At 63.9% G+C, this 12,022-nt stretch carries 11 protein-coding genes; 3 read left to right on the top strand and 8 right to left on the bottom strand.

Translation table 11 applies throughout. The annotated features are described in order from the left end of the window. Positions 1-21 precede the first annotated feature (21 nt). Complete coding sequence (gene fabB, locus P6U29_RS00285; RefSeq protein ID WP_407115807.1) at positions 22-1,245, top strand: beta-ketoacyl-ACP synthase I; 1,224 nt, start codon at positions 22-24, stop codon at positions 1,243-1,245. Positions 1,246-1,377: 132 nt separating this feature from the next. Beyond that, positions 1,378-2,178, top strand: coding sequence for an enoyl-ACP reductase FabI (gene fabI, locus P6U29_RS00280; protein ID WP_407119572.1), 801 nt, complete (start codon positions 1,378-1,380; stop codon positions 2,176-2,178). Here the strand turns inward: fabI and P6U29_RS00275 are convergent. The 4 genes from P6U29_RS00275 to P6U29_RS00260 all read right to left on the bottom strand — a co-directional run bounded on the left by P6U29_RS00275 (position 2,175) and on the right by P6U29_RS00260 (position 5,106). Continuing rightward, entirely contained in the window at positions 2,175-2,771 is a 597-nt protein-coding gene (locus tag P6U29_RS00275; RefSeq protein ID WP_407115806.1) for a glutathione S-transferase family protein, read from the bottom strand. The genes fabI and P6U29_RS00275 overlap by 4 nt on opposite strands. Before the next feature lie 11 nt (positions 2,772-2,782). Continuing rightward, a complete protein-coding gene (locus P6U29_RS00270; RefSeq protein ID WP_407115805.1) occupies positions 2,783-3,625 on the bottom strand; it encodes a hypothetical protein in 843 nt (280 codons plus the stop codon). Positions 3,626-3,707: 82 nt separating this feature from the next. Next, complete coding sequence (locus P6U29_RS00265; protein WP_407115804.1) at positions 3,708-4,172, bottom strand: GNAT family N-acetyltransferase; 465 nt, start codon at positions 4,170-4,172, stop codon at positions 3,708-3,710. Between the two features lie 7 nt (positions 4,173-4,179). Then, on the bottom strand, positions 4,180-5,106 hold the full coding sequence (locus tag P6U29_RS00260; protein ID WP_027572369.1) for a hydrogen peroxide-inducible genes activator: 927 nt from the start codon (positions 5,104-5,106) through the stop codon (positions 4,180-4,182). A gap of 113 nt (positions 5,107-5,219) precedes the next feature. On the opposite strand from P6U29_RS00260, the gene katG reads away from it, so the two are divergent. Further along, complete coding sequence (gene katG, locus P6U29_RS00255; protein ID WP_407115803.1) at positions 5,220-7,385, top strand: catalase/peroxidase HPI; 2,166 nt, start codon at positions 5,220-5,222, stop codon at positions 7,383-7,385. A gap of 214 nt (positions 7,386-7,599) precedes the next feature. Here the strand turns inward: katG and pnp are convergent, their stop codons facing one another. The 4 genes from pnp to rbfA form a co-directional block, all read right to left on the bottom strand. Continuing rightward, positions 7,600-9,759 (bottom strand): polyribonucleotide nucleotidyltransferase, encoded by a 2,160-nt coding sequence (pnp, locus tag P6U29_RS00250; RefSeq protein ID WP_407115802.1) that lies wholly within the window; start codon positions 9,757-9,759, stop codon positions 7,600-7,602. Between the two features lie 378 nt (positions 9,760-10,137). Next, positions 10,138-10,407: a 30S ribosomal protein S15 gene (gene rpsO, locus P6U29_RS00245; RefSeq protein ID WP_008540131.1), complete on the bottom strand. Its 270-nt coding sequence runs from the start codon at positions 10,405-10,407 to the stop codon at positions 10,138-10,140. Positions 10,408-10,409: 2 nt separating this feature from the next. Next, positions 10,410-11,525, bottom strand: coding sequence for a tRNA pseudouridine(55) synthase TruB (truB, locus tag P6U29_RS00240; protein WP_407115801.1), 1,116 nt, complete (start codon positions 11,523-11,525; stop codon positions 10,410-10,412). Then, positions 11,522-11,953: a 30S ribosome-binding factor RbfA gene (gene rbfA / locus P6U29_RS00235; RefSeq protein WP_407115800.1), complete on the bottom strand. Its 432-nt coding sequence runs from the start codon at positions 11,951-11,953 to the stop codon at positions 11,522-11,524. The genes truB and rbfA overlap by 4 nt, the downstream gene beginning before the upstream one ends. Positions 11,954-12,022 lie beyond the last annotated feature (69 nt).

The raw sequence follows: 12,022 nt of genomic DNA, 5'->3' as shown, positions 1-12,022 counted from the left end.
CAACGATGAGGCGAGGCTGACATGAGGCGGGTTGTGGTCACCGGAATGGGCATCGTCTCGTCCATCGGAAACAACACCCAGGAAGTGCTTGCGAGCCTTCACGAGGCGAAATCGGGCATTTCGCGGGCTGAGAAATATGCCGAGCTCGGCTTCCGTTCGCAGGTGCAAGGTGAGCCGACGCTCGATCCCTCGACGGTGGTCGACCGCCGCGCGATGCGTTTCCTCGGCCAGGGTGCGGCGTGGAATCACATCGCGATGGAGCAGGCGATCCAGGATTCCGGCCTGTCGCCTGATGAAGTCTCGAACATCCGCACCGGCATCATCATGGGTTCCGGCGGTCCCTCGGCGCGCACCATCGTCGAAGCCGCCGACATCACCCGTTCCAAGGGGCCGAAGCGCGTCGGCCCGTTTGCGGTGCCGAAGGCGATGTCCTCCACGGCCTCCGCGACGCTTGCGACCTGGTTCAAGATCAAGGGCGTGAACTATTCGATCTCCTCGGCCTGCGCGACGTCGAACCATTGCGTCGGCAATGCCTATGAGACGATCCAGATCGGCAAGCAGGACGTCATCTTCGCCGGCGGCTGCGAGGAGCTGGACTGGTCGCTGTCGGTCCTGTTCGACGCCATGGGCGCGATGTCCTCGAAGTACAACGACACGCCGGCCACGGCCTCACGTCCCTACGACCTCAATCGCGATGGTTTCGTCATCGCCGGCGGCGCCGGCGTGCTGGTGCTGGAAGAGCTCGAGCATGCCAAGGCGCGCGGCGCGCGCATCTATGGCGAGGTCGTCGGCTACGGTGCGACCTCCGACGGCTACGACATGGTCGCGCCATCAGGTGAAGGCGCCGAGCGCTGCATGCGCATGGCGATGTCGACGGTGAAGACCAAGGTCGACTACATCAATCCGCACGCGACCTCGACACCGGCCGGCGATCCGCCGGAGATCGAGGCGATCCGCAAAGTCTTTGGCGTCGGCGAGAAGTGCCCGCCGATCTCCGCGACCAAGGCGCTGACCGGCCACTCGTTGGGCGCCACCGGCGTGCAGGAGGCGATCTATTCGCTGCTGATGATGAACAACGGCTTCGTCTGCGAGAGCGCGCACATCCAGGAGCTCGATCCCGTGTTCGCCGACATGCCGATCGTGCGCAAGCGCATCGACAACGCCAAGATCGGCACCGTGCTGTCGAACTCGTTCGGCTTCGGCGGCACCAACGCCACGCTGGTGTTCAGCCGGCTGGATGCGTAGTTGTTTAATTTGGTCGTGCCTCGCGAAGGCGGGGCATCCAGTACACCGCGGCCTCTCGATCTAACACGACCGCCTCTGGAATACTGGATCGCCCGCCTGCGCGGGCGATGACATCGAAGTTGTGGAGCCATGATGCAGGAATTGATGAAAGGCAAGCGCGGTCTGATCATGGGCATCGCCAATGATCATTCGATCGCCTGGGGCATGGCAAGGACGCTGCATGCCCACGGCGCCGAGCTCGCCTTCACCTTCCAGGGCGAGGCTCTCGGCAAGCGCGTCAAGCCGCTCGCCGAGCAGCTTGGCGTGGATCTGGTGCTGCCTTGCGACGTCGAGGATATCGCCAGCGTCGACGCCACTTTCGCGGTGCTCCGCGAGAAATGGGGCCGGCTCGACTTCGTGATCCACGCGATCGGCTTCGCCGACAAGAACGAGCTCAAGGGCCGCTACGCCGACACCAGCCGCGAGAATTTTTCGCGCACCATGGTGATCTCCTGCTTCTCGTTCACGGAAGTCGCAAAACGCGCCGCCGAGCTGATGACGGAAGGCGGCAGCATGATCACCCTGACGTTCGGCGCATCGGAGCGCGCGATGCCGAATTACAACGTGATGGGCGTGGCCAAGGCGGCGCTGGAAGCCTCCGTGCGCTATCTCGCCGCCGATTTCGGGCCGCGCGGTATCCGCGTCAATGCGATCTCGGCAGGTCCCATCCGTACGCTCGCCGGCTCCGGCATTGGCGAGGCGCGCGCGATGTTCGCTTTCATGCAGAAGCATTCGCCGCTCCGCCGCGGCGTCACGCTCGACGACCTCGGTGGCTCGGCGCTGTATCTGTTGTCGGATCTCTCCGGCGGCGTGACCGGCGAGATCCATTATGTGGATTCCGGCTACAACGTGATCCTGATGCCGAGGCCGGACGACTTGAAGCCGCCGGACTAGCCCGCCGCGATCTTCTCAGCGCGCTGGAACGCTGGCCGCGCCATGCAGCGGGCGAGATAGGCATCGAAGGCCGGGCGTGACGGCACCATCTTGAACAGGCGCACCGCGAAATTCAGGCCGGCGCCGACCGTGATGTCGGCGGCCGAAAATTCCTCGCCGAGAATCCACGGCCCCTTGGCGAGCGCAGCTTCCAGCACGTCGAACACCTGCGTGGCGCTGCCCCAGGCCGCGGTCGAGGTCGGGATCTCGATCTTGGTGAAGATCTGGATGATGGCGGGCTCGATGCAGCCCGGCGAGAAGAACAGCCATTGCAGATAGCGTGCGCGACGCGGGTCGGTCACAGCGGGCGCGAGCTTGGTCTCGGGATAGCGATCGGCAATGTAAGCGCAGATCGCGGCGGCTTCGCCGAGCGCGGCATCGCCGTCGGTCAGTGCCGGCACCTTGCCCATCGGATTGATCTTGAGGAAGTCCGGCGCCTTCTGCGCGCCGCTCGAAATATCGGTCAGCACGCGCTCATAGGGCAGGCCGCTCTCTTCCATCAGCCAAAGCGTCGTGAACGAGCGCGAGCGGGGCGACCAATAGACCTTGATCATGGTAAGGGGCCTTATTGCTGGAGCAGTCGCGGTAATGTCCGGTCGAGGCTTGTCGTCAATAAGGCACGGACACCGTCGCGCAGCTTTGCATTAGCCGCCACCTCGGCGGGAGCCGATGGAAAGGCCGCCTCATCCAACTCCTTGTTGGGACCACTGATGGGATTGATCCCGATCAGGCGGGACATCATCGGCTCGTCGTCCAGGCTTGCGGCCCCCTTGCTGATCGCCTCGAATGACTGCCCGTCGTACACGGTGATGTAGGTCAATGCGAACAGGAACGTCCGACGCTTGATGGGATTGCCCCATTTGACGATGCCAAAGCCTTCGACGGACTGGTTGGTATTGCTGAAGCGGTTCTGGTATCGCTCGACGAGCACATAGCGTTGACACCTGGTGGTGGCAGCGCTCTGCTGAACGAACTCCTGTCGTTCCGGGTTTCGACGCAGCATCGGTGATCCCGATTCCACGGCATGCGCAAAAGCTGTGGGCGAATACGCAATTCGCCTGACCGACTTTCCGGCTGCGGCGGCACGAAGCCGCGACAGGATGAGATCGTCCAGGCCCCAATTGTCGACCGGGACGGGTGTGTACTCGTTGCCGAACATGGTGAAGCCGACCTGCTGAACGCCGAAACGATTCGCCGCCGCGGCCAAGAGGCCGATCTCGCATGGGCCAGCGTCTACAGCGCCCGCCTGCTTGGGATTCGGTGCGCCTTTCGGAGTTGCGCCCTTGGCTGGGCGCGTCGTTGGCGTCGCCGATGGCGGTGCAGGCTGCGCCGCGGCGATACTGATGAGGCCAAACAGGGAGATCGCGGTCAAACAGATGCGAAACATGGAATCGGCAGGGGGGATCACGAGCTTGGAGATGTCCGATGAGGACTTGGAGATAAGTCTTAGAGCGAGCCGATGACAACCGCAAGGTGAGGGCCTCGCCGCGCTACGCGTCGATGGTCCTTCGCCTCCACCGGTAATACTTCATCATGAACCCGTTCGACGGCTCGATCTCTTCCTTCTCGAACACAAAGCCTTCGCGCTCGTACCAGCGCCAGGCCTTTTCGTTCTCGCGCACACAGCGCAGATACATCTCGTCAGGCATTTGCGTACGCGTGAAGGCGAGCAGCTGCCGGCCGAGCGATTGGCCCTGATAGGCGGGCGCGACGAAGAGCATGTCGAGATAGAGCTTCGGCAGATGCAGCGCTAGCATCGCAGCGATCGTGCCGCGATCGTCGGCGACGAACAGGCTCCAGCCGTCTTCGATCTCGCGCCTGATGCGCGCGCGCAAATTGGCGAGGAGGAAGTCGCTTGCTTCGGCAAGCCCGGTCGAGACCCAGCTCTCCATCCAGACACGGCCGATCTCGTCATACTCCTCTGGGCGGGCGAGGCGGATGATCGGATGCGACATGCTCCACTCAAGCCCGCTGGCTGCGCACGGATTGCTGCGCCCGCTCCTTGCCGGCCGACAGGCACACCACCTCGGAAATCTGCAGCAGCTGCCGCGCCAGCGGGCTGGTCTTGCGCCAGACCATGCCGATGGTGCGCGACGGCTCGGGGTCGCGGAAGCGCGCCAGCGAGACCGAGGCCGACCGCGTCTCCACCGGCACCGCCATCTCCGGGATCAAGGTGACGCCGATGCCGGCGCTGACCATCTGCACCAGTGTCGAGAGTGAATTGGCATCCAGCATCTCGCGCGGCGGCGCCGATTGCATGTTGCAGAAGGAGAGCGCCTGGTCGCGGAAGCAGTGCCCCTCCTCGAGCAGCAGGAGCCGCATCTCGCGCATCATCTCGCGCGACGGCACCGGTGTGCCTTCATCCGCGCCCGGCCGCACCAGCAAGAATTTCTCCTCGAACAGGGCGACCTCGGTGAGCGAGGGCTCGGATACCGGCAACGCCACGATGGCGGTGTCGAGCCGGCCTTCCACCAGTTCCTGGATCAGCCGCGGCGTCATGGTCTCGCGCACGCGGATGTCGAGCTCCGGATGCATGCGCGTGAGATTCTTGGTGATCTTGGGCAGCAGGTAAGGTGCGATGGTCGGGATCATGCCGATGCGCAGGCGGCCGGCGAAGCGGTCCTGCGACGCCCGCGCGAAATCGCCGAGCTCATCAACCGAGCGCAGGATGTCGCGGACCCGCTGAGCGAGCTCCTCGCCAAACCGGGTCAGCGCGACCTGACGCGCACTCCGCTCCAGCAGCAGGCCGCCGAGCGTCTCCTCCAGCTCCTTGATCTGCATCGACAGTGCCGGTTGCGAGATCGAGCAGGATTCGGCCGCACGGCCGAAATGGCCGTGGCGCGCCAGCGCGTCGAAATACCGGAGCTGGCGCAGCGTCAGATTTATCATCAGAAAATCCTATCGCAGCGATCATTAAAGTCAACTTCACCTGATAGGAGGCGCCCCTTAGAGTGGTTCTACCTGGTCAATGGCGCCGTCGGACGCCACCAGAGGAGGTAATCATGGATGACACTTCGAAGTGCCCGTTTTCGGGCGGAAAACCCACGCGCGTGAACCGCGACTGGTGGCCAACCCAGCTCAGCATCGAGATGCTGCACAAGAATTCCGACCTGTCCGACCCGATGGGCAAGGAGTTCGACTATGCCAAGGAATTCAAGTCGCTCGACCTGAACGCGGTCATCAAGGACCTGACCGCTTTGATGACGGATTCGCAGGAATGGTGGCCGGCCGACTTCGGCCACTATGGCGGCCTCATGATCCGCATGGCCTGGCACAGCGCGGGCACCTACCGCATCACTGACGGCCGCGGTGGCGCCGGCGCCGGTCAGCAGCGCTTCGCGCCGCTCAACAGCTGGCCCGACAACGCCAACCTCGACAAGGCCCGCCGTCTGCTCTGGCCGATCAAGCAGAAATACGGCCGCAAGATTTCCTGGGCCGATTTGATGGTGCTCGCCGGCAACGTCGCGCTGGAATCGATGGGCTTCAAGACCTTCGGTTTTGCCGGCGGCCGCGCCGACGTCTGGGAGCCGGAAGAGCTCTATTGGGGTCCCGAAGGCACCTGGCTCGGCGATGAGCGCTACAGCGGTGAGCGCCAGCTCGCCGAGCCGCTCGGCGCGGTGCAGATGGGTCTCATCTACGTCAATCCGGAAGGCCCGAACGGCAAGCCGGATCCGCTTGCCGCGGCCAAGGACATCCGCGAGACCTTCTTCCGCATGGCGATGAACGACGAGGAAACCGTCGCGCTGATCGCCGGCGGCCACACCTTCGGCAAGACCCATGGAGCCGGCGATCCGTCGCTGGTCGGGCCGGAGCCGGAAGCGGGCGCACTCGAGGATCAGGGCCTCGGCTGGAAGAGCAAGCACGCGTCGGGCATCGCGGGTGATTCCATCACCAGCGGTCTCGAGGTGACCTGGACGACGACGCCGACGAAGTGGAGCAACAACTTCTTCGAGAACCTGTTCAAGTACGAATGGGAGCTGACGAAGAGTCCGGGCGGTGCGAACCAGTGGACGGCCAAGGGCGCCGAAGCGATCATTCCCGACCCCTTCGACAAGTCGAAGAAGCATCGGCCGACCATGCTGACGACCGATCTCTCGCTGCGCTTTGATCCCGCCTACGAGAAGATCTCGCGGCGTTTCATGGAGAACCCGGATCAGTTCGCGGACGCCTTCGCCCGCGCCTGGTTCAAGCTGACCCATCGCGACATGGGTCCGATCCAGCGTTATCTCGGCCCGCTGGTGCCGAAGGAGACGCTGATCTGGCAGGATCCGATTCCGGCCGTGAATCACGAGCTGGTCGGCGAGCAGGATATCGCCTCGCTGAAGAGCAAGATCCTGGCTTCGGGTCTCTCGGTCTCCGAGCTGGTCTCGACCGCCTGGGCGTCGGCCTCGACGTTCCGCGGCTCGGACAAGCGCGGCGGCGCCAACGGCGCGCGCATCCGCCTTGCCCCGCAGAAGGACTGGGAAGTGAACCAGCCCGCTCAGCTCGCCAAGGTGCTCGGCAAGCTCGAAGCGATCCAGAAGGACTTCAATGCGTCATCTGGCGCGAAGAAGGTCTCGCTGGCGGACCTAATCGTGCTCGGCGGCACCGCCGCGGTCGAGAAGGCTGCCAAGGATGCCGGCGTCGACGTCAAGGTCGGCTTCACGCCTGGCCGCATGGATGCCTCGCAGGAGCAGACGGATGCGGCCTCCTTCGCACCGCTGGAACCGCGCGCCGATGGTTTCCGCAACTATGTCGGCAAGCGGCACCAGTTCCTGCAGCAGGAAGAAGCCCTGGTCGATCGCGCGCAGCTGCTCAAGCTGACCGGCCCCGAGATGACGGTGCTGGTCGGCGGCCTGCGTGTGCTCGGTGCCAACGCGAACGGTTCGAAGCACGGTGTGCTCACCGCGAAGGTGGGAACGCTGAGCAACGACTTCTTCGTCAACTTGCTCGACATGAGCGTGCAGTGGACGCCGGTTGCTGACGGCAGCTACGAGGCACGCGACCGCAAGACCAATGCGGTGAAGTGGACCGGCACGCGCGTCGATCTCATCTTCGGCGCACACTCGCAGCTCCGCGCCTTCGCCGAGGTCTATGCCACCTCGGACTCCAAGGAGAAGTTCGTCAAGGACTTCGCCAAGGCCTGGACCAAGGTGATGAACCTCGACCGCTACGACATCGCGGCGTGAGTTGCTTCACCTCTCCCATAGGGAGAGGTCGGCGCGAAGAAGCGCCGGGTGAGGGGTTACACTCCCTCGTGGGACCAAACCCCCTCACCCGATTTGCTTCGCAAATCGACCTCTCCCCGCTGGGGAGAGGTGAAGGTCAGCGCGCTGATAGATCGACCACAAACAAAAAGGGCGGCCTTTCGGCCGCCCTTCGTTTTTCTGGACTGCGCGAGCCTTACTCGCCGGCCGCTTCGCGCGGGGCTTTCTCGCCCTCGGCGGCCTTGTCCTTCTCGAGGTCCTCACCGGTGGTCTGATCCACCACCTTCATCGACAGGCGGGTCTTGCCGCGGTCATCGAAGCCGAGCAGCTTGACCTTGACCTTGTCGCCTTCCTTGACGACGTCGGAGGTCTTCTGCACGCGGTTGGCCGCGAGCTGGCTGATGTGGACGAGGCCGTCCTTGGAGCCGAAGAAGTTCACGAAGGCGCCGAACTCCATCACCTTGACGACGGTGCCGTCATAGATCTGGCCGACTTCCGGCTCGGACGCGATCGACTTGATCCACTTGATCGCGGCCTTCATCGCCTCGCCATCGCTGGAGGCGACCTTCACGGTGCCGTCGTCCTCGATGTTGACCTTGGCGCCGGTCTTCTCGACGATCTCGCGGATCACCTTGCCGCCGGTGCCGATCACTTCGCGGATCTTGTCGGTCGGGATCTTGAAGGTCTCGATGCGCGGCGCGTATTCGCCGAGCTCGGCGCGGGCCGCGGTGAGGGCCTTGGCCATCTCGCCGAGGATGTGGATGCGGCCTTCCTTGGCCTGGCCGAGGGCGACGCGCATGATCTCTTCGGTGATGCCCTCGATCTTGATGTCCATCTGGAGCGAGGTGATGCCCTGTTCGGTGCCGGCCACCTTGAAGTCCATATCGCCGAGATGGTCCTCGTCACCGAGAATGTCGGAGAGAACCGCAAAGCGCTTGTCTTCGAGGATCAGGCCCATCGCGATGCCCGCGGTCGGCCGCTTCAACGGCACGCCCGCATCCATCAACGCCAGCGAGGCGCCGCAGACCGAGGCCATCGACGAGGAGCCGTTGGATTCGGTGATCTCCGAGACCACGCGCACCGTGTAGGGGAATTCATGGTGCGGCGGCAGCACCGGATGGATCGCGCGCCAGGCCAGCTTGCCGTGGCCGATCTCGCGCCGCTTGGTGCCGCCGAGGCGGCCGGTCTCGCCGACCGAGAAGGGCGGGAAGTTGTAGTGCAGCAGGAACGTCTCCTTGTACGTCCCCGACAGTGCGTCGATATACTGCTCGTCCTCGCCGGTGCCGAGCGTGGTCACGACCATCGCCTGGGTCTCACCGCGGGTGAACAGCGCCGAGCCGTGGGCGCGGGGCAGCACGCCAACTTCCGCGACGATGTTGCGCACGGTCTTGACGTCGCGGCCGTCGATGCGCTTGCCGGTGTCGAGGATGTTCCAGCGAACGATCTTGGCTTCCAGCTCCTTGAACACGCCGGCGACACGGAGCTTGTCGTATTTCGGCTCCTGGCCCTCCGGGAAGTAGTGGGCCATCACCTTTTCCTTGGCGACCCCGACGGCAGCATAACGCTCCTGCTTGATCGCAATCGCGTAGGCGGCGCGCAGCTCCTGCTCGATCAGGCCGAGCATTTCCTTTTCGAGCGCCGAATTGTCGATCGCGGTGACTTCGCGCGGCTCCTTCGCGGCCTTTTCGGCGAGCTCGATGATCGCGTTGATGACCGGCTGGAAGTGGCGGTGACCGAACATCACGGCGCCGAGCATCACGTCTTCATTGAGCTCCTTGGCCTCCGATTCGACCATCAGCACGGCGTCGGCGGTGCCGGCGACGACGAGGTCGAGCTGGGTGTCGACCATCTCGTCGAGCGTCGGGTTGAGGACGAATTCGTCATTGGCGAAGCCGACACGGGCCGCGCCGATCGGACCCTTGAAGGGCACGCCGGACAGCGTCAGGGCGGCGGAGGCCGCAACCATCGCTACCACATCAGGATCGTTCTCCATGTCATGCGAGAGCACGGTGACGATCACCTGGGTCTCGTTGCGCCAGCCGTCGACGAAGAGCGGGCGGATCGGACGGTCGATCAGGCGGGAGACCAGCGTCTCCTTCTCGGTCGGACGGCCCTCGCGCTTGAAATAGCCGCCGGGAATGCGTCCCGCAGCGTAGGCCTTCTCCTGGTAGTCGACGGTCAGCGGCAGGAAGTCGACGCCTTCGCGCGGCGCCTTGGCCGCAACGACGGTGGCGAGGACCACGGTCTCGCCATAGGTGGCGATGACGGCGCCGTCGGCCTGGCGGGCGATCTTGCCGGTTTCGAGCTTGAGTGGGCGTCCGCCCCAGTCGATCTCGACTGAATGCTTATTGAACATGGAGGTCTTCTTTCATGGGTTCTCGAAAGAAGGGACGGCTCTCGAAAAACAAAAACCATGCGCAAGATTGCGGGGCGCTGATCGGAGCGGATTATCAGCGTCCTGCGATCCTGCCATGGTTTTTGGATGTCGGATGGCGTCCATCCTTTCGGGTCATACGGGCGCCTTGCCCGTCGTGCCCAGCCGCCGGATTGCTGCTGGACTGTCAGTCGGCACGAACGCGAACACCGAACCGCGGCCTTCGCTCTTCATGCCCGGATGCGAATCCTCAACGACCCGCATCCGACGCGCACGCAGCCTCGATCAAAAAGCTTTAAGGAAGCGCTTTCGCTCGAAACCACGCGCAAAAACGCGCGCCGGTGGCGCGCGCAGGAACTGTTAACGACGAATGTTGTGCTTCTCGAGCAGCGCCTTGTACCGCGCCTCGTCCTTCTTCTTCAGGTAGTCGAGGAGCGAGCGGCGGGTCGAGACCAGCTTCAAGAGGCCGCGACGCGAATGGTTGTCCTTCACATGGGTCTTGAAATGGTTGGTGAGGTTGTTGATGCGTTCCGACAGGATCGCGACCTGAACCTCGGGCGAGCCGGTGTCGCCGGCCTTGGTGGCATTCGTCTTGATGACTTCCGCTTTGCGTTCCGCGGCAATCGACATCGTCAATTTCTCTCGTTGCGACCGGGGCTGGCAGTCAGGCCGGTCAGGTTGAACACACGCTTGGGGATGATTTCGCCATTGCCGACTTCGGCAAGCGCCAAAAGACGGCCTGCCACCGTGACATAGACTGTGCCGCTACAAGTGGGCGCATCCCGTCCGCGCAACAAAACGGCCTGGCCCCGATGGAGCCTTGCCGCATCAGCCCGAGTGACGGCCAGTGCCGGGATGTCGTCCAGCGCGGTCTCAACGGGCAAAAGCGCGTCGGCGAGGCTGCCCTCGCCGGACGCGGCTCTATCGCACAAAGCCTGCAACTGATCCAGCGGAATCATGTCGTTTTCGCCAAATGGGCCGACCAGGGTCCGCCGCAGCGCGCAGATATGGCCATAAGTGCCGAGAATCCGGCCCATATCGCGGGCCAACGCCCGGACATAGGTGCCCTTGCCGCATTCGGCCTCAAACACGGCCCGGTCGTTATCCGGTTGATCCACAAGGGTTAAATGGTGAATCTCGACCGGACGGGGGGCCAGCTCCACGACCTCGCCGTCGCGGGCGAGGTCATAGGCGCGCTCGCCCTGGACCTTGATCGCGGAATAGCGCGGCGGGATCTGCTCGATCACCCCGGTGAAGCGGGGCAGGAGGGCCAGGATCGCCTCCCGGGTCGGGCGCTGGTCGGAGGTCGCGGTGACCCGGCCCTCGATGTCGTCGGTGTCGCGCTCCTCGCCCCAGCAGACGGTGAACTGGTAGCGCTTGCGACCGTCCATGACGAAGGGAACGGTCTTGGTGGCCTCCCCGAGCGCGATCGGCAGCCCGCCCGAGGCGAGTGGATCGAGCGTGCCGGCATGTCCGGCGCGCTTGGCGTTGAACAGCCGCTTGAGCACGGCAACCGCCTGCGTCGAGGTCATGCCGATCGGCTTGTCGAGCACGACCCAGCCATGGACGTCGCGCCGATCGCGGCGAACCTGGTTGCCCTTCTGCTTGGCGCGCGGATCGTTGTTGACGCGGCGCGGCTCCTGATGCGGCCGGGCATCGCTTTCCAAATCCGCAAAATTATTTTTCTGCACGTCGCGTTGATCGGCGTCGTTGCCGCCGATCGTGCCGTGAGCCGGGTCCATCGTCATTGCTCTTCTTCCCGATCCGAATGCGGATCCTGTTCCAGGTCCTTCTGCACCGCAGGTGTTCGCAAAAGCTTCTCGATCCGTTCCGCTTCGTCGAATTGCTCATCGACGCGGAAGCGAATGTCAGGTGCAAATTTCAGGTTAACGCGTCGCGCGACTTCGCCGCGCAGGAATTTCTTGTTGCGCTCGAGCGCCGCGATCACGATCTCGGTGTCGCGGCCACCGAGCGGCATCACGTAGACCGTCGCGAGCTTCAGGTCGGGCGACATCCGCACCTCCGGCACGGTGATGATGTGACCTTCGAGATCCGCATCATGCACATTGCCTTGCGCCAGAATATCGGCCATCGCGTGGCGAACCTGCTCGCCGACGCGCAACTGACGCTGCGAGCCGCCGGGCGCGGAACTCTTCTTCTGATGATGCCGTGGCATTCTGGGAAATCACCTCGTCATGCCCGTATCTTCGACATGGGCACTGTCATTTGTCCTGTTGAAACGAAG

Source organism: Bradyrhizobium sp. LMG 9283, from assembly GCF_045571415.1.
In the GTDB taxonomy this organism is placed as follows: Bacteria; Pseudomonadota; Alphaproteobacteria; order Rhizobiales; family Xanthobacteraceae; genus Bradyrhizobium.
Note: the sequence above shows the minus strand (reverse complement) of the source record. Positions and strands in the feature narration are given on the sequence as shown.